The organism is Brevibacillus fluminis, from assembly GCF_003710825.1.
Classification (GTDB): Bacteria; Bacillota; Bacilli; order Brevibacillales; family Brevibacillaceae; genus Brevibacillus_D; species Brevibacillus_D fluminis.
Window position 1 is genome coordinate 740,934 of sequence record NZ_RHHQ01000012.1, and the last position, 18,215, is coordinate 759,148.

13 protein-coding genes are annotated in these 18,215 nt (G+C 52.3%); 8 read left to right on the forward strand and 5 right to left on the reverse strand.

Annotated elements, in window-relative coordinates; all coding sequences use genetic code 11:
* Window positions 1-68 precede the first annotated feature (68 nt).
* Both EDM56_RS17560 and EDM56_RS17565 read right to left on the reverse strand, forming a co-directional pair.
* On the reverse strand, window positions 69-3,218 hold the full coding sequence (locus EDM56_RS17560) for a penicillin-binding protein 1A (RefSeq protein WP_122919156.1): 3,150 nt from the start codon (window positions 3,216-3,218) through the stop codon (window positions 69-71).
* Between the two features lie 150 nt (window positions 3,219-3,368).
* Complete coding sequence (locus EDM56_RS17565) at window positions 3,369-4,745, reverse strand: MFS transporter (protein WP_122919157.1); 1,377 nt, start codon at window positions 4,743-4,745, stop codon at window positions 3,369-3,371.
* Window positions 4,746-4,907: 162 nt separating this feature from the next.
* Here EDM56_RS17565 and EDM56_RS17570 point away from each other — a divergent pair, with 162 nt between their 5' ends.
* The gene (locus EDM56_RS17570) at window positions 4,908-5,285 is read left to right on the forward strand and encodes a RidA family protein (protein WP_281274964.1); all 378 of its coding nucleotides are present in this window, start codon (window positions 4,908-4,910) and stop codon (window positions 5,283-5,285) included.
* Between the two features lie 102 nt (window positions 5,286-5,387).
* Here EDM56_RS17570 and rpsD read toward each other — a convergent pair whose 3' ends face one another.
* Window positions 5,388-5,987 (reverse strand): 30S ribosomal protein S4, encoded by a 600-nt coding sequence (gene rpsD, locus EDM56_RS17575; RefSeq protein WP_122919159.1) that lies wholly within the window; start codon window positions 5,985-5,987, stop codon window positions 5,388-5,390.
* 247 nt (window positions 5,988-6,234) lie between these two features.
* A complete protein-coding gene (locus tag EDM56_RS17580; RefSeq protein ID WP_122919160.1) occupies window positions 6,235-8,508 on the reverse strand; it encodes a YcdB/YcdC domain-containing protein in 2,274 nt (757 codons plus the stop codon).
* A gap of 195 nt (window positions 8,509-8,703) precedes the next feature.
* Between EDM56_RS17580 and EDM56_RS17585 the strand changes: the two genes are divergently transcribed.
* From EDM56_RS17585 to EDM56_RS17600, 4 genes are all read left to right on the forward strand, one after another.
* A complete protein-coding gene (locus EDM56_RS17585) occupies window positions 8,704-9,291 on the forward strand; it encodes a histidine phosphatase family protein (RefSeq protein ID WP_122919161.1) in 588 nt (195 codons plus the stop codon).
* Window positions 9,292-9,321: 30 nt separating this feature from the next.
* Complete coding sequence (locus tag EDM56_RS17590; protein WP_246009433.1) at window positions 9,322-11,595, forward strand: sensor domain-containing diguanylate cyclase; 2,274 nt, start codon at window positions 9,322-9,324, stop codon at window positions 11,593-11,595.
* A 197-nt stretch (window positions 11,596-11,792) separates the two neighbouring features.
* On the forward strand, window positions 11,793-12,755 hold the full coding sequence (locus EDM56_RS17595) for an MBL fold metallo-hydrolase (RefSeq protein WP_122919233.1): 963 nt from the start codon (window positions 11,793-11,795) through the stop codon (window positions 12,753-12,755).
* Between the two features lie 78 nt (window positions 12,756-12,833).
* Window positions 12,834-13,715 (forward strand): hypothetical protein, encoded by an 882-nt coding sequence (locus EDM56_RS17600; RefSeq protein WP_122919162.1) that lies wholly within the window; start codon window positions 12,834-12,836, stop codon window positions 13,713-13,715.
* 42 nt (window positions 13,716-13,757) lie between these two features.
* Here EDM56_RS17600 and EDM56_RS17605 read toward each other — a convergent pair whose 3' ends face one another.
* Window positions 13,758-14,612 carry an endonuclease/exonuclease/phosphatase family protein gene (locus EDM56_RS17605; protein WP_183192494.1) on the reverse strand — a complete coding sequence of 285 codons (855 nt, stop codon included), beginning with the start codon at window positions 14,610-14,612 and terminating at the stop codon, window positions 13,758-13,760.
* A gap of 128 nt (window positions 14,613-14,740) precedes the next feature.
* Between EDM56_RS17605 and refZ the strand changes: the two genes are divergently transcribed.
* Genes refZ through EDM56_RS17620 form a run of 3 tightly spaced genes read left to right on the forward strand, consistent with a single transcriptional unit; the run spans window position 14,741 to window position 18,160 of the window.
* Window positions 14,741-15,436: a forespore capture DNA-binding protein RefZ gene (gene refZ, locus EDM56_RS17610; RefSeq protein ID WP_342772400.1), complete on the forward strand. Its 696-nt coding sequence runs from the start codon at window positions 14,741-14,743 to the stop codon at window positions 15,434-15,436.
* Window positions 15,437-15,455: 19 nt separating this feature from the next.
* Complete coding sequence (locus tag EDM56_RS17615; RefSeq protein ID WP_246009423.1) at window positions 15,456-17,963, forward strand: septation ring formation regulator EzrA; 2,508 nt, start codon at window positions 15,456-15,458, stop codon at window positions 17,961-17,963.
* Window positions 17,960-18,160, forward strand: coding sequence for a hypothetical protein (locus EDM56_RS17620; RefSeq protein ID WP_122919164.1), 201 nt, complete (start codon window positions 17,960-17,962; stop codon window positions 18,158-18,160). The genes EDM56_RS17615 and EDM56_RS17620 overlap by 4 nt, the downstream gene beginning before the upstream one ends.
* Window positions 18,161-18,215: the final 55 nt, after the last annotated feature.

Consider the following 18,215-nt stretch of genomic DNA (forward strand, 5'->3'; position numbering starts at 1 on the left):
TCGAACAGAAAAAAACGGAGACAGGCGTCTGCTTGTCTCCGTTTTAGCTTGTACATGCCAGAGGAGGTTTACTCGGCCTGCGCGGCATTGACGCTCGCCGATTGCGGCGACTCTCCGTTGCTGTTGACCGCGCTGACATAATACCATCCGTTTTTCTCCGGCGTGCTGTGCACGTAGGTGGTACCTACCGCCGTATCGAGCAGCTGGAAGCCATTGGCCGGGTCCAAGCTGTAATAAATGTTGTAGGCGATCACTTGCTCCGAGCCGGAATTCGCCTTCCATTTCAGCGCATAGCCGGTGCCTGTTTTCTTGATCGACAGGCTCTTCGGCGTGGACGGCAGCCCGTTGGCATTGGTGTTTGTGTTTGTATCCGTCGGTTCAGTCGGTGTGCCAGGCTGATTCGGATCGACACCCGGCTGTGTGCCATGGCCATTCGTACCAGGCTGATTGTTCGTATCTGTACCGCTGTTTGGCGTCGTATCACCTGGAATCGGATATTCCCAGACCGTGCTCGTTCCGAGTGAGGCGATCGGCGATGGTGACGATTCCGCTCCGGTGATGTCAACGGAGGTGAGGTAGTAGCCATACGTACCCGAGGCTTTTGCCGTCGCGTCATCGTAGCCGCCTGCTTTCGGGTCTTTGATGACGGCGAGTTTTTCAAAGCCATGGTCAGCGCTGGCGCGGTACAGCCGATAGCCAAGCAAATCTGTTTCGTTGCCCGGCTGCCAGGAAATGTGAATTCCTTTCTCGCCTTTGCCCGCCGTGACTTTGCCGGGAGCAACAGGAGCGCCTGGCGTCTCGGTCCGCGGGTCGGTTTCGGTAGGCATCCGCTCCGCCCAGTCAGCCGCCTTCGTTCCCGCCTTCTTGTTCAGTGCGGAGATTTGAGCGGCGGACAGTTGCTGCGTATCCGGTGGTTTGAAGAAAATGCCTTCCTCCACGAATTCATCAGGCGTGCCGTCTTTCGCCAAGTAGCGCGTCTCGTCGATGGTGACGACGCGTGCTTTCTGATGCGTGTCATCCACTTTCGTCGGCACGAACTGGCGGTTGAACAAATCGGTGATCGTGTGCTTGGCTTCTTTGGAAAGCTCGCTTGGCAGCAGACCCGATTTGCTGTCGATCGTCGCTGTGATGACATTCCGCGGCTTTTGAAACTTTTCATTTTTACCCGATAGATCGGGTTTCGTCTTCATGACGTTCTGCATGACTTTTCCCCAAATCTCGATCGGGCGTCTGGAGTTGGGGACGCGATGGGGCTCGTCATAGCCTGTCCAGACACCTAGTGTGACCTCTGGCGTATAGGCAACGAACCAAGCGTCATTGTCGCTGTTGGTGGTACCGGTCTTGCCCGCGATGTCGATGCCGCGGGTAATGTATTTACGCACGCCAGCACCTGTACCGGAATCGACGACAGTCCGCATCATGTCGGTCATCAAGTACGCGGTTTCCTCGCTGAAGACCGGTTCCGGCTTGATTTCGTGCTTGAAGATCACATTGCCGGAGCTATCCTCGATCCGGTCGATCATGTAGGCATCGATGAAGGAGCCGTGATTGGCAAACGTTGCGTAGGCATTGGTAATCTCCTCAACCGTCAGCCCGTACGTAAGCCCGCCGATAACGCCGGTCGTTGCATGATCATCGTCCTCCACCAACGTGGTCACGCCCATTTTCTTCACAAAATCGAGCGCGGTCGGAATGCCAACCTTCATATAGGCACGAATGGCAGGCACGTTCCACGATTGCCGCAGCGCTTCTCTCGCGCTGATCATCCCGTGGTATTTAAAATCCCAGTTTTGCGGCAGATGGACGCCCTTTTGCCCGTCCGGCAGTGCGAGCGGGGAGTCGTCGATCGGAGATCCAGGCTGCAGGTAGCCGAGTTCAAAAGCAGGTCCATAGGCAGCTAGCGGCTTCATCGCGGAACCAGGCTGGCGCGGAGCGGTCGTATGGTTTGTCTGTTCCACGCTGAAATCCCGTCCGCCCATCATGCCGAGGATGGCCCCCGTTTTATTCTGGATCAACATCGAACCGACTTCTTCCAGCGCGTTTTCGATCCGTTTTCCGTTGGCATTGGTGTAGGTGGCGTTTTTGGCAAAGTTTTTCGGATCGGACGCGAAGTCCTGCATCATTTTGTTCAAATCTTTGTCGACCGTAGTATAAATCTTGTAACCGCTGCGCAAAACTTCACGGCTTTTCAAATCGAGCATCCGCCGGTACTCCGTCTTGCCGATTTCATCCTTGTCTTTTCCTTCCGATGCGAGCTGGGCATCTAGCAAAGCTTTTGCAGCGCGCTGCTCGATATCCATCATCAGGTAAGGGAATTCGGAGTAAGCCTTGCGCTCCGGCTTGGCCAAGATCGCTTGCAGGTTCGCTCCCGACGCTTCGTCATACTGGGATTTCGTGATGTATCCGTTTTCCATCATGCGGTCGAGAACCATTTTTTGCCGTTCTTTTCCGCGTTTGTATCCTTCCGTCGAAAACGGGGAATACGATCCGGGGTTTTGAATCATCCCGGCCAGATAGGAGGCCTGGGTAAGATCCAAATCTTTTACATCCTTGTTGAAAATCCCTTTCGCCGCCGCCTGCACCCCGTAAATGTTGGTGCGGTTGGCGCTGTGACCGAAATAAATCTCGTTCATGTACGCTTCCAGAATCTGATCCTTGGAAAACATCCGTTCAATCCGCAGCGCGCTGAAAATCTCTTTGGCCTTACGCTTGTGGTTGACATCTGCGTTCAGGATCGTGTTCTTGATCAGCTGCTGCGTCAACGTACTTCCTCCGGTGACGACCGGCTGATTGGTGAACTCCTGATAGGCACCGCGCAGCGTAGATTGTAGTGACACGCCATGATGTTCATAAAAGGTTTTATCTTCCGTTGCGATGATTGCATTGATCAAATAAGGTGACACTTCAGACTTCTTGACTAAGCGCCGGTCTTCATCGGGGGTGCGCAGTTGGCCGATCAGCGTCCCGTCGTTGTAGTAAGCGAAACCCGTCAAGTCATTGCTGAAAATCTTAGTGTGAATCTCGTCGTAACTGCGAACCGGCTCATCTTTTACCAGCGCGGCGACATAGCCTGTCACGACACCGCCCGCAAGCAATACGGACATGAATCCGAAAAGTAGCAGAAGCTGAAGGATCAAGAAAAAAGTCGCCTTTTTGCTTCTGCGCCGCCTCTTTTTACCGGGAGTATCCGATGAGGCAGGCGAATTCGTGTTTGGCATATGCGAACAACCTCCTACAAGAATCGACCCCATTATACCATAAGTAGAAAAATCAGGCATAGTTAAAAGGGAGCAGCATTGATAGAAAAAATCGGTTATGATAGACTGAAAAGTAATGCAATTTTTCCCAAAACAAAAACGCTCCTGACATTACGTCGGGAGCGTTTCTTTCTGCTGGTGTGAGGCTTTCTTGCCACCTCGCATATGAAGCTGGACGATCGCAAGCACTAGTAAGGAGCTGAGCGCCACGACGACCAGAAGGAGAAAAGCGTTGGAAAAGGAGTGGAACGGGGACGTAGTGAGCACGTTCCACTGGGCTGTTTCCATTTCCAGAAACCGGCTGGCCAAAGCAGGCCCGATCGCGTTGCCCAAAAACGTACTCAAATTGAAGAGCCCCATGCCGACGCCCATTTCCGAACGGTCAAGCGGGCGGGAGACATAGCTGCCGAGCGACGACTGGATTGCGGAAAAGCTCAAGTTGATGAGTGCGATGAAGACACCGATCCATACGGGCGAAAAACCGATGATGGTCGACAGAACCGCAAACGCAAGGCTCATCACCAAGACGGCTCCCCGCATGATCGCGGGACTGCCAAAGCGGTCAGACAGCTTGCCGAAATGGGAGCCGAGGATGGCGGTAAGAATCGCCCCTGGGAATAGTACTAGCCCGATCGAGCCAGCTTGCAGCCCGTTCGCATCCTTCAGGAGAAGCGGCAGCAAAAACAGTGAGGAGCTGAGGCAAAAATAAAGCAGCATCCCGATGAATAAGAGCAGGCGATACGGTTTGTTCGCAAGCAGCCGAACCTGGACAAAAGGGGACGGGCTGCGACGAATCTGCAAAACAAACAATGCCAATATGATGACGCCCGACAGGAAAAACCATCCGCTGACGTTGAGACCGAGCAGGAGGGAAGCGATTCCTGAAGCGAGCAGCACGGCACCGAGCGCATCAAAGCTTCCGCCGCTGGTCGGTTTCTCCGACGGCAACGTTTTCTGCAAGAGAGGCAGGGCTAAAATACTGATGACCGGAACGAGAAACAGGTAGCTCCAGCCGAGAAACTGGGTGACGAGACCGCTCAAGATCGGGCCGACCCCCATGCCCAGCGCGACCGTCGACGAGACGTAACCGAGCACATGCCCGCGCTTTTCAGACGGAAAATATTTGGTGGCGACGATCATGGATAATGCCGGAACAGCAGCGGCGCCGCTGGCTTGAATGAGTCTGGCTGCAATCACAAAGCCGTAATGGCTAGCGAAAAAGCCGCAGACCGATCCGAGGCAAAAAATGCTGAGCCCGACCACGATCAAGCGGCGAACAGGGAACAAGTCGGCGAGCTTGCCGTATGTAACCGAGCCAATCGCGAAAATGACGCCATAGCCGACAACAACCCAGCTGACCTCTGTCGGCAGCAAGCTGTAATCTTTCGCGATTTGCGGCAATGCGACGTTGAACATGGTTCCGCTCATGACGGCGAAAAGGACGGCAAAGCAGAGGGAAAAGACGAGCTTCGTCTGTTGGGAAGTCATAGCGGGAATACTCCTCTCTAAAAACAACTCTATATAAAATACTTTGCAAAGTATAATGTTTCTTATTATTTTCGTCAACCGACTTCGAAGTGTTTGCGGAATGTGATATATATAAAGAATATTTAGAGAAAATACACAAAACGTAAGGAGTGGAAGAAGTTGATTACATCTGTCACGACAAAATTGGCACCTGCACCGATCGGACCATACTCACAAGGGATCATCGCAGGACAATACCTGTTCGTCTCGGGTCAGACGCCGCTCGATCCGCAAACGATGGAATTGGTGCCGGGCGGCATTGAGGAGCAAACCCATCAAGTTCTCACAAATATCATGGAGATTTTAGCTGCAGCAGGGGCGACAGTTGACGAAGTGGTGAAGACGACCGTTTTCTTGAAAGACATGAATCAGTTCCCGCTCGTTAACCGGATTTATGAAGAACGGTTCGGCCGATCGCTACCCGCTCGTTCCACCGTCGAGGTTGCGCGGCTGCCGCGCGATGCGCAGGTGGAGATAGAAGCAATTGCATTTTTAGCCTAGTGCCCATGGCGCATCGGGCTTCAAGGCAGGGAGCGTAAGATGTCGAGATGATGAGGCAAAAAAAAGAGGTTGGAACCAGATGGCTCCAACCCTTTGTCGTTATTAACGGCTGTAGTACTCAACGATCAGTTTCTCGTTGATTTCTGCAGGCATTTCTTCACGGTCTGGCAAGCGAGTGAAAGTACCTTCCAGCGCGCCGTCGTTGAACGTGATGTAGTTTGGCAAGAAGTTGCGGGATTCGATTGCTTCCTTCACAACTTGCAGGCTGCGGGATTTTTCACGCAGGGTGATTACGTCACCTGGTTGTACGCGGTAGGAAGGAATGTTAACCTTTTTACCGTTTACCAAGAAGTGACCATGGTTTACCAATTGGCGGGATTGGCGACGAGTAGAAGCAAAGCCCATACGGTATACCACGTTATCCAAACGGGATTCCAGCAATTTCATGAAGTTTTCGCCGTGTACGCCAGCCATTTTAGCGGACTGATCGAAAGTGCGGCGGAATTGTTTTTCGTTTACACCAAACATATGGCGCAGTTTTTGTTTTTCTTGCAATTGGATACCGTATTCGCTCATTTTGCGACGGTTGTTGTGACCATGTTGTCCCGGTGGGAAAGCGCGTTTAATGTCTTTGCCTGTACCATCGAGGGAAATACCCAGACGGCGGGCCAGTTTGTGAGCAGGGCCTGTGTAACGTGACATGTATTCATTCTCCTTTAAATTGGATTCGTAGGTGTTTACTTCCGCAAGGCTTGTCTCGTCTTTATCTACACGACCATCGGACGGTAGCATTTCCGCATCGTGCTCCTCACAGAGCTTCAGCCGCTGTCTGTAAGGGACAAAACAAAGAGGATCACCTTTCGTTTTTACCTACAATCATTGCTACCCTATAACACATACACTTTATAGTATATTGGCGGCATAGGCTGTGTCAAGGAGAATTGATGCATTAATAGCGATTCAGGTTTTGTTTTTCTACCAATTCCGCTCGTTTTTCCAGGAAACGGGAGAAGGCGAGCGCTGCATCCGCACGGGACACTTCTTCATCCGGCTGGAACAGGTTTTGTTCGGCAGGCATGATCCCAAGCGAATTGATGATGATGATCGGGCCGCGCAGCTTGTTGTTGGCGATGTCGGTCATCTTAGTTGTAAACATATCGTTGTGGCTAGCCAGAGTGCGGTAGCCCAGTGCGCGGACGAGCATGTCTGCCAATTCCGCACGCGTGATTTTTTGGTCAGGGTTCAAATTTTTGGCGCTCTTGTCAAGCAGTCCACGGTCGACGGCATTTTCAACAGATGCGAAGTATTTGGACGACTTGGCGACATCGGCATACGATGCAGCGCGGGATTCATAAGCCAATGGCGAAATTTTCCCTTGGTTGAGCGTAATGATCAGCATGTCGATCATTTCGCCGCGCGAAATCGGTAGCTCCGGCATCAGCTTGCCGTCCTTGATCGAGATCGCATCGTATTGGTACATCAGCAGCAGGGCGTCTTCCGCAGGGTTGCCCGCAATGTCGGTAGGCGTTTCGCGATGGAGCGTATACGGTTTGCCTGTGGATTCGGCAATCCAGCCGCCGCTAGCCGCATCGAGGACGTACGAAGCGTCCGCAGGCGTGACGCTCATACGATACACCAGCTTCGCGTTGCGCGGTACCGCACCGTCCGCTTTTTTCTGATCTTCTGGCGCGATAGGTTCGCTGATGTAAACAAGTTCCGGCTCAGCCTCTTTCAACCACGCATCGGCGGCCTGGTCGGCAGAGATATGATCCGGCAATGCTTTCGGATACGTTTCCGACCCGACGTTTACATAATAGGAAGTGACTTCACCCGTTTCGTTGTCGATCGTTACGCTGGCTCCGCCTGAAGCTGCCTGGACGCCGTTGACAAAGCGCTGGAACTGATAATAGGAAGAGTTGGAGCCGCCCGGATTTTTGGCGTTATCACCACTGTTCTCATTTACATAGTAGAGATCGGAGGCATAGGTCGGCGACCATTTCCGCAAGGTGTCCAGCGCCGCTTTTTTCAGGCTGGCAGTTTTGCTTTTCGAAACGGTGTCGGCTTTTTCCGAAAGCATGTGATGCACATCGTTGCTAAACGAAAGTACATCTCCGGAGATCGCATCAATTTCGCAGTACGCTTGGCGCGCATCGGCGTTCTTGTCTTTTTTCTCCAGCTGCAGGTTCCAGACTGGACGGTTGCCGCGATAGCTGGATTCATTGTAGCTGGCGTTACGCAGCTGGTACCCAGAGAGCGGCAAAATCTTTTGCGCGAACGCATATGCCTCGTCTTGTGTCATCTGGCTGCCGGAATGGAGGGCGGGCAGTTTGCTTTCACTCACGGCTTCCGGCTCTGTATCTTTCCATTCTTCCAACGAGGAGTTGACCAGCTTACCTGATTTAGCATCCAAATAGTTGAGGAACGGATTGCGGTAGACAAGGACAGGCTTCTGATTGTCTTGGTTTTGATTCTCCCACGGTAGCAAGTATGCCATTTTCGCTTTTGTACCTTGCTTGAATGCCTCCAATGCCGCTTTTTCATCGATCAAATTGCCTGATTTCGCGAAATTGACGGAATCGGACCAGTTGAGGCTGTAGCTGGTAATCATGCCGTTGCCGTCCACGGTGATATCCACACCGTTATCCGGGAACGGGATGCCATCCACATAGCGGACATAATGGAAATTGTGGAAGACGGTGACGCCAAGCGGCGGCTTCTGCGCGGCTTGATCGCGTTCATACAGTTTCACGAGCTCTGCTTTTTGTGCGTTCGCTTGCTTGAGGAACTGATCCGCTTTTTTCTGTGCGGCCTCCCGGCTTATTTTCGTTGTGTTGACGCTGTCCCGATCCGTACTGCGAGAGTAGGTGGTCAGACCGCCTGTATTCGCGTCGACCGATACAGTGATGTACAAAGAACCGTCATCTTCGCCTTTCTTTTTGCTCCAGGAAAAAGTCCATTCGGGGAAGGAGCGCCAAGCATCGCCTGAACGAAAATACGTATTATCCAGCTTCATACCGTCTGGAAGCTTCGCAAAGACAAGCGCTTTTTGGTAGGCGGCATCCTTCGATAATTTAGCGTTGGCTGCTTGAGCCGCGACTTCAGAGGTCGCAATCGCTTTGACTGACGAAGTGCTCGTCGCTGGTTGAGCTGCGAGCGCGCTTGCTGGTGTGAGCAGGGAAGCGGTCAAAAGCAGGAATAAAGAACGTTTCATCATGGGGTTCATCGGTTATCCTCCTTAGGATCTTGTGGAAACTTCTTCTACTGAACCATTTGACGATGTGTGTCTGGCATTCGTTTCAAGGATAGGGATAAATCTGATGATTGGTAACTGACAGTGTTTTACAAAGATTGTGGCGTGTTGTGTAAATATCCACTATAATAGAAGCAATCGAGTCAATTCGAGGGGGCTTTAATAGAAATGGGTACCATCCTATACTTGATTCGCCACGGAGAAACCGACTGGAATAAAGAGCGGCGGATTCAAGGGCATAGCGATGTGCAATTGAACGCGATTGGCCTTGAACAAGCCGACAAACTGGCGGAATTTCTGGCCCGCGACCGCTTTAACAAAATTTATTCGAGTGATCTCAAGCGCGCCTATGATACGGCTTTCCGGCTGTCGCAAGCGACAGGGAGCCCGCTAGAGGCGCTTGTTCGTCTGCGCGAACGTAGCTACGGAGAATTGGAAGGACTCTCCTACGAAGAAGTAAGGGAACGGATGCAGCAGGCAGGTGACGATGAATCGCTTTTGGGCATCGAATCCGTGGACGCGATCCAAGATCGCGCCTTTTCTTGCTTGTCCGAGTTGGTGCAAAACCATAAGGATGAGACGATTGCCGTCGTTTCGCATGGTGGGTATATCAACTCCTTTTTATATCGCATCTCCAACGGAATGATGGGGACGGGCATCACCAGGTTGGATAATACCGGCATCACCAAATTGGTCTATGACCCGACTTCATATACATGGGAAACGATCGGAGTAAATAGTACGCCACATTTATAAATTAATAGAGAAGGAGAGAGGGATTTTTTGGTGCACAAACAAATGCTGGGCAAATTGGAAACCGTTTTTTCATATATGACCCACTTTCTCTTGTATACATGGCCAGAAAACCGCCCTGGTATCCTCTTCTTGACTGATGCTAAAGGCTGTTTGCTTCACATGTTCTCCATGCAGGTCGGCCAAACCTGGATACCGGGCGCGTTTCATTGGCATGCAGGCGAGTCACTGGCACAAACACCAGAATCTGTCGTCATGCGTGCCATCGACTCTGGACAGATCGTTTCCTGCACCGCTTCGGATTTTTCGGGAGAGCAGGACTGCGCTATAGTTGCGCTTCCGCTAAAAGAAAGCGACGGCAGAATCCGCGCGATCATCGGTCTCGCTTTGCCCGAGGAGGAGCTTGCTTTTGATCTTATGTCCTACATGCGCGGCCTTGAGCCATTGGTCTATATGGGGTATGACGCCTACATCCAGCATACGACGAGCGACATCGTGATGAATATCAACCGGTATGACCATTATGCCGAGCTGGTCCAAAGTCTGATCCAGGAGATCGTGTCTGTGATTGACAAAGGGGTTTGTTCGGCTGTCAAGCTCGATGAGAAAGGGTACCTACTGCCACAGGAGCGATACACGACCGAGGAGATCGGCACCAAAAGCGACACGCAGCTGGCCCAAATCCTTCCCCTGTACATACATGAACCGATCAAGCCGATGACCTCGGAAGATCGGCGTTTGATCATTTTCCCCATTCAAAGTGAAGGCAAGCCTCTGACAGCTCTGTTCCTGCATCTGCCTGCCGACGAAACGGAATTGTCTTATGATGATCGGGACGTAGCGTTTCTACAACAGATTGGCGAAAAGATCAGCTATACCTTATTGCGCACGATAATTGCCGACAACACGCGGCGGGACGTGCAGAAAAAAGAGATGCTGTACCAAATCACCAAGAAAATTCAGGCGACGATCGATGTGGATGAAGTGCTGACCGAAATCATCCAGAGCTTGCACAGTCTGTATCCCTACTTTCAAGCCGACCTTTATTTAACGGTAGAGACGAACACCACATTGCCGGTCAAGCAGCTGACGTTTTCTCCAGGCGAAAATGTGACGAGCAGCCAAGCCTATATGGAAGGCAAACTCATTAGCAACCAATTGGAAGAGGACGGGCAGCAGGTAACGGTGATCGCGGCTCCGCTGCTCGGGAAGCAGGGAATGTACGGGGTGCTGCAGCTGTCGGCGAAGGAACTCGTCAATATCGACAATTATGAGACGGACTACATCTCCATATTGGCAGAGACGGCGGGTACCGCATTTGAGAACGCGCAGCTGTACCAGCAATCGCGCAATTTGATCCGGGAGCTGCGGCTGATCAACGAGATGGCCCAGCAGCTCAACCGCAGCTTGAACCTGGATGAGATTTTGCAATTCGTTACAACGATGCTGCTAACCACCTTTGAGGCGGAGTACTGCGCGATTTTGCAAAAAGACTTGGACGAAGACCAACTTATCGTACTATCGGCCTCCAATCCAGCGCATGCGGGCGAGCGGATCTCGGCGCTGCAGCAGCCTCTGCACGATACCATTCGGAGCAAGCAGGCTGTCATTTTGGCAAATCCAAGTACGGAGACGATGCCATTTTCGCTGGTTCCGTTCGCTTCGCTGATGGCAGTGCCGCTTTTGCAGGAATCGGAAGTGTCCGGCGTATTGCTTGTGTGCGATTCGCGCCACCACTTTTTCAGCTTTGACGACTTCAAGCTGCTAGAGATTTTTGGGCAGCATACCAGTCTGGCGATCACCAATGCGATGCTGCACAGCGAGGTAGAGCGTATGGTCATCACGGACAATTTGACAGGACTTTCGACTCGGCGCTATTTGGGCGATCAGGTGCAAGGGTCGCTTAGCACCGATAGCGCTGGCTCGCTGATCCTGATGGACGTAGATTATTTTAAGAGCGTCAACGATACGTACGGCCATCAGGTGGGCGATGAGGTGCTGATTCAAGTCGCCAATCTGATCAAAAGCAATATCCGCGACTCGGATGTCGCCGCTCGCTGGGGTGGTGAGGAGCTTGCGGTCTATCTCCCCCACGTAGAAGAGGCGACAGCCTTCTCGGTGGCGGAACGAATCCGCGCTAGTGTGGAGCAGGAAACCAATCCGCGAGTCACGATCTCATGCGGTTTGGCGACATGGAATCGTGAAGGGGACCGCAACATGTCGGTGGAAAGCATGTTCCATACGGCGGACGTAGCGCTGTATGAAGCCAAACGCCAAGGACGCAATCAGGTGCGCACAGCGTATTAATCGAAACAGACTCCGGCGATGGGCCGGGTGAGTAAAGGAGGCATGCGAAACGTGTGCCTCCTTTTCCTTCGCCGTGTAGGGCGCGTTTATCTGACAAAAAATGTTACAATGGAACGATCACGGGCATGATCCCGCTTTTTGGTCAGGCATACAAAAAGAATGACGATGGCTTGGAGGAGAGAAACGTGAAGACAGCAATGATTGCAGAGGGCATTTATCAGCTTCCCATTCCGACACCGTTTGCTGTAGGCGAGGTCAATCTTTATCTCGTCGCTGGCGAGACATTGACACTGGTCGATGTAGGTCCGCTGACGGAGGAAGCGTGGAGCGCGTTGGTTGGCGGAATGGAGCAAAACGGCTACCGGCTAGAAGATGTGGAGCAGGTCGTTTTGACGCATCATCACGTAGACCATTGCGGGCTCTTGGAGCGCGTTCGCGAGGTATCGGGTGCAGTTACGCTCGCGCATCCGCTGGCAAGGCCGTACGTGGAGCACGAGAAGGCGTTCATGGAATTCCACGATCAGTTTTTTCTGCAAATTTATCAGGAGAGCGGTGTGCCGGAAGAAAAGTTGTCGCTGATCCAACGATTTCACAAGATGATCACGACGTTTTCCACACCGAGCAAAATCGATATCGCACTTAAACATGAGCAGCGCGTGCCGGGTCTTGCAGAATGGCAGGTTCTCTACACGCCGGGACATTCACAGAGCCATCTTTCCCTGTATCGGGAACGGGATCGTGTCTTCATCGGCGGCGACCATATCATCAAACACATTTCGTCCAACGCGTTTACCGAGCCGCCGCGCGACAAAACGCTGACGCGGCCATTGACGCTTGTCCAATATCGGACCGCGCTGGAAATGTGCGCAGACATGGATATCGAGAAGGTACTGCCTGGTCACGGCGAGGTCGTAACCAATCATCGTGAACTGATTTTGGGACGCTTGAATCGCAACTGGGAGCGGACGGGAGTCTTGCGCCAGCATTTGCGCGATGGGGAAAAGACCGCGTATCAATTGACGGAGCTGCTGTTCCCGATGCTGATTCATAAAGAAATGCCGCTGACGCTCTCTGAAACACTTGGGCATCTTGACCTCTTGGCCGTTTTGCATCAGGTGGAAATTCATAAGCGAAACGGTGTGAATTACTATTCCCTGTAACAACCAGAGGGGATACGACTGCGCATAAGCCCCTTCTTGGCAGGAAAACCTAACAGCCAAGAAGAGGAGGGCATAGCGATGAAACGGACATTTTGCACCATTACAGTGCTTGTCACGATGGCACTGCTTGCCAGTTGTGGTGCCCAGCAACAAACCAAGCAGAGCGCAGAAAACGATTTCCCGCTGATGAGAGATCAGCTTTTGGCTGAAAAAAGCTATGAGTTCCACGGGCAAACCAAGCTTGTCTCCGATCCGGACGTGAACAACAATCTCGTGAACTTCTCCGGTCAAAAACAGGACGCGGATATGCTGATGAAAGTAAAGCTGTCCTTCCCCGAGCAAAATCGGGCGGAAAACCTGGCGCTATTGTCGAAGAGCGACCAGCTCTATGCAAAGCGCGACCAGGATGACAGCTGGGTGAAGGTTGGAAAGGATCATGCGGCGTTCATGCAGGAATTCAACAACTGGAATCCGGAATTCGGCTTTCGGCAGATGGACGAGATGAAAGTGCGGGTCGTCCCCGGCCCCGACAATAATCCAAACGACCACATCAAGGTCATGCGTGTCCACCTTGATCCTAACAAGCTCAAGGCATGGCTATCCACACAAATGAAGGAGCAGCTGGGCACGGCGCAGGTCAAGTCTGTGCGGCCGCCACGGCTGAAAATGGCGTTAAAGCTATCGGACGGCCAATGGAACAAGCTGCCTGCTGGAGCGCATGTGCAATCTGCTGCGAACCACCGCAACATCGATGACATCATCAAAAACATGGATTTGGATGCCGTCTACACCATATCATATGACGTCAAACATATGCTGCCGACCCATATGCAGATGTCGATCCGCTCCGCTTACTCGAAAGATGGACAGCGCGTTCGCGAAAATTCCCAAATCGAAACGTATTTCCGCAACTATGGACGAGGCTATCAACTACCTAACCCGACAACGCCAACGCCGTAATCGCACTCTATAAAAAAGGAGCCGTAACGATCGGCTCCTTTTTCACGTCTTTGTTTGAGGGAGAGATAAAATCGCGCCGACCGGATAGTGGTCGGAACGGTTGGTATCACCGGTGAAACCGCCGTGGAACTGTATCCCGGATGAAAGAAAGATTTGGTCGATCATTTCGGGATGAGCAGTAGAGCGGAGTGTAGCCAGCGGCTGGCTCAACTGAAAGAAAGGAGCCTGCACATCGGCGAGCAGCGACTTGTACTGCCGGTTATTGGTCGGTGTGTTGAAGTCGCCGAGCAGCACGAACGGTTCATGCCGCGCATTGGAAGCCTCAACCGTGCGCTTCAATACGGAAAATTGCGAAGCGCGTTCTGATTGCGACAATCCCAAATGCGTTTCATACACATGCAGTGCTTGGCCGCCTACCTGCACAACGGCATCGAGCATCGTCCGCGGCTCTTTGCCGGACGGCAGCGCGACCGCCTTGGCAGAAAGAATCGGATAGCGGGACAAGACCGCATGCCCGTACGTGCCGATCAAAAAGTTAACGGCTGGCACATAGGCATAGTACATTCCCATTTGATCGGCGATCATTTTTGCCTGATTGACGAATTGCGAGCGGGGTAACCCGTTGTCCACCTCCTGAAGGGCGATGATATCACCATCGAGCTTTTTCAACTCGTTGGCGACGGCAATCGGATCCGCAATTCCGTTATCATCGCGGCATCCCCGGATATTGTAGGTTATGACGGTAAGTTGATCGGGCGCTACTTGTCCCGGTTGCGTGTTTTGGCTGATCGGCACGCCGGAGTACGTCTCGGCGTCCGTTTGGTGACGCGCGGTGAACAAGAGCAGGATCGAAAGAGTCACAGCAAATAGTTTCAACCACGGTTTTTGTTTTTTCATATATCTATCATAACGTGTCGGACGGTGGCGAAGCAGTGGGAAAAAATGTCGCATCTACCAAGCTCAACGCTTTTTTTGGAAGAAAAACTATACTATAATAATTAAGATGCTCCTGAAGTAATGGAAGCTTGACTCTTTCGAAAACGAATACGGTGACAAAAGGGGCGTTTGGTCCGGTGCGAGACGAATCGATTCGCGACAAAGCAGGCGATCAAACCAGGCTGAAAATCATGTCAGCCGCCGCCAAACTTTTTGATGCACAAGGCTACAAGGGTACGTCAGTCAGACAGATTGCCCAGGAAGCTAACGTAAATGTTGCCTTGATTTCCTACCATTTTCATGGGAAACAGGGACTACTGGAAGTGTTGATCTCCGGCTATTTCGAGAGATTATTCCAACGTTTTGACGAACAGGAAAAATTAGACCAGGACCGTTCTGCTTTCGAACGGCTGACAACCAATATCCGTTTGTACGTCTATTATCAGCGTGACCATGCCTTAGTGACACGCTTGATTCAGCGTGAGCTCAGTGTCGAATCGATGCTGGCGCGGGAAGTGATGACGCTGTACAGCCATCGCTTCAAGCACGCTTTCGCCAAGCTGATCGAGGAGGGGATGGCGACCGGGGAGATGAAAACCGTGTTTGTCGACTCCGTGCTGCTGTCCATGGCCAGCCTGCTGATTTATCCATATGTAAATCTTCAATCTGTGCGAGAAGTCTATTATCTGGAACCGTTATCGGATGAATTTTGCGAGCGATTGGTGGCGTCCACCAACGAGTTGATGCGTTCACTCTTGCTGCCTTCCGCATCTTTCCATAAGTAGGTTGCCAAAGGGGATGTAAATGAAAATGACAGGACGAAAGAGTGTTGCGCTGCTTTGTCTGGCAGGGTTGCTTTGCTTTTCCCAGCCGGCATGGGCGGCGCCGTTTCCGAATAAAACGAAGGATGTTGTCCAGGACGGAAACAACTATCTGGTTAAGAAGGAGCGGGAAGCGTTTGCAGAATCGCTGAAGCAGTTCCCCGACAAATACAAAGTGGTTGTCGTGGAAAGCACCGCGCCAGAAGCGAAAAGCGCGGATGAGTATGCAAAGCTCCTCTATGACAACTACAACCTCGACGATGACACGATGATGATCGTGCTCGACTACAACTCCCAGCAGTTGGGCGTCTACCCCGGGGAAACCTTGCAAGACAAGGGCGCGAAAATGGAGATGCTGCATGAAAAGATCATTTCCTACTACGAGCCGTTTCGCAATCAGAAAAATTATTTGGACGGAATCAAGACGTTTATTACTGAAGTGAACAATGAATACGACCGGATCAAAACGCAAGGGGAGTCAGCCACGACAGCTGCCGCGGCTGCAGAAGCGACGAGCAAAGCCGCTGACGCCAGCAAAACCAAAAGCGTCATGTCTGACATTCCTTTGTGGCTGTACGCGGTCGGCTTGGCGTTCGTCGCCCTTGTCGTCGCATTCATCTACTCTTACATACGCCGCCGCCAAGTCTTCATCCAGCTCGATGACACCGAAGACTGGAAAGATGAGCTGGTCGATAAAATTCAGCAAATTGAGGTGGACAAGCCGCTCCGTCGCTCGGCTGGCAAACAGGATGAGTGGATGGTGGAGCTGGCAAATCGTAAGGAGCATTTGCTCCATGTGCGCATCATCGATACGGAGATGATGATCATGGAGGCGGAGGAAGCGTGTGACCGTTTCCGCTTTACCAAGGCGCGCGGGTTGATTGCCGAGTGCCAGGAAACTTTGGAAGCGATTGAGGCGGAATTGGGCGCGTTGAAGCAAGACGCGGTCCGTATGATTGCGGGCAATACCGAGCGGGTTGCACCAGTCGCGGAGCGAGGGCAGAGCGAAGAGACGCGTGCAGCTGAAACGATCACCCAGCAAACGCCTCAGCAGACGAGAAAAATGCCGAAGACCATGCAGCAAGCTGCATCAACGACCGACGAGGCGGTGCAGATGCCGGCGATTGGCAAGCTGTTTGAAAGCGTAGAACGCAAGCTGACCAACCTGCGGCTCGATTACTGCCTGTCATTCCATGAATTGAAAGTCCAACTGGATCAGGTTGAGCATATGCGGACCGAATCGGAAGTGGCGGCAGCTGCTGGGGATGAAGCGGCGCAGATCCGGATGAAGATGGGACAACAACAGCTGCAAGAGCTGGCCAAAACATTAGAGACCATACCGGCTCTTGTCCACAAAATCGAGAAAGAGCTTGTCGAGGACTTGAAGCAGTTGGAGGAAGGGATCGTGAACGCTTCTTCCGATGGCTTCGATTTGGGCGCGAGCGACTTGGACGCCGCCCTGTTGCAAGTGAAAACGGTGCTGAAGGAAGCGAAATCTGCACTGGAAGAGGGACATATCGAAAAAGCCACAAAGCTAGTGGGCGTCTTTACGATTTCGTTGGAAAAAACATACGAGCGCATCGAAGAATCGCTTGTCGGCAAAAAGGAAGCTGCGGCGACAGGTACTGCTGCGAACACGGTCGAAATGCAAGCGGAAGAGGTAGAAATCGTGCAGCCATCCATTACGGAAGAGCTGGATGCCGCACGCGAGGAGCTGCTGGGTCGCACGGTCGCCCATGACGTGCAGCCGTTTGACCAAGCGGAACCGCAGGAGCCGATCGTGGCAGCCGAGCCAGAGCCAGAACCAGAACCGGAATGGATAAAACCGCAAGAGCACGTATACAAACAGGAACCTGAACAAACGATTCACGTGCAGAAAGCTGCACCGGAACGTAAGGAAACCGCAAGTAAACAGGTGCAAGAAGACGAATATGAGCTGGTGATCCCGAAAATGGGAGCGGGGTATGCTCCACAGAAGGCGGAATTGGTCATCCAGACGGAAGACGACGTGCTCGACGAGTTGGAGCGGATCAACGGCGTGCTGCTGCGCATTAGGCAGCAGCTGAAACGAAGCTATTTGCCAGGGATTCCTGACCAGCTCAAGTATTATTTTGAACAGTCCGTGCATAATTTGGGCCAAATTACCGTCACGATGGAGCGCTATAAGTATTCGCTTGAGGAAGTAACTGTATTGTTGAACGATGCGAATGAACTGCTGGCAGAAACCGAGCTTTTGGCTGAGCGTACGATTTCCACATGCCAGTCAGCGGAAGGCGCGATCCAGTATACGAACCGCTATCGCCGTCAAAATCGCCAAGTGAACGAGCTGCTAACCAAAGCGGAGCAAGCATTCCGTCAATTGGAGTTCGCCGATGCACTCCGTCTGGCGGAAGAAGCCCGGTTGATCGTGGAGGGTGGCGAGCCGCAAACGGCGGAAAGCCGCTGGCTGCTGCGCAAGAAGAAAAAGGGATTGGGGCATGACACGAGATGATACTCCCCGTTTTTCTTTTGCTTGTCGGATTGTTGGTCATGTGGCAGCCACGTACGAAGCGATGGCAATCTCGTCTCCGCGCTCATTTGGGTAGCGACGAGCGCCGAATGAAGCAGCGAGCCAATACGTTTTTTCTGCTGGGCTTTGCCTTTGTTTTGGCAGGTCTTGCGCTCTTGTATAAAGTAACCATGAGCTAAGAAAACGTACGAAAAAGAACAAACGCCTGTCACTGAAGTGACCCCAAAAAGTTAG

Excerpts from the sequence above, each read along its gene's own strand:
- EDM56_RS17560 (WP_122919156.1), bottom strand. The coding sequence starts at position 3,218 with ATGCCAAACACGAATTCGCCTGCCTCATCGGATACTCCCGGTAAAAAG.
- EDM56_RS17565 (WP_122919157.1), bottom strand. The coding sequence starts at position 4,745 with ATGACTTCCCAACAGACGAAGCTCGTCTTTTCCCTCTGCTTTGCCGTC.
- rpsD (WP_122919159.1), bottom strand. The coding sequence starts at position 5,987 with ATGTCACGTTACACAGGCCCTGCTCACAAACTGGCCCGCCGTCTGGGT.
- EDM56_RS17580 (WP_122919160.1), bottom strand. The coding sequence starts at position 8,508 with ATGAACCCCATGATGAAACGTTCTTTATTCCTGCTTTTGACCGCTTCC.
- EDM56_RS17585 (WP_122919161.1), top strand. The coding sequence starts at position 8,704 with ATGGGTACCATCCTATACTTGATTCGCCACGGAGAAACCGACTGGAAT.
- EDM56_RS17595 (WP_122919233.1), top strand. The coding sequence starts at position 11,793 with ATGATTGCAGAGGGCATTTATCAGCTTCCCATTCCGACACCGTTTGCT.
- EDM56_RS17600 (WP_122919162.1), top strand. The coding sequence starts at position 12,834 with ATGAAACGGACATTTTGCACCATTACAGTGCTTGTCACGATGGCACTG.
- EDM56_RS17605 (WP_183192494.1), bottom strand. The coding sequence starts at position 14,612 with ATGAAAAAACAAAAACCGTGGTTGAAACTATTTGCTGTGACTCTTTCG.
- EDM56_RS17615 (WP_246009423.1), top strand. The coding sequence starts at position 15,456 with ATGAAAATGACAGGACGAAAGAGTGTTGCGCTGCTTTGTCTGGCAGGG.
- EDM56_RS17620 (WP_122919164.1), top strand. The coding sequence starts at position 17,960 with ATGATACTCCCCGTTTTTCTTTTGCTTGTCGGATTGTTGGTCATGTGG.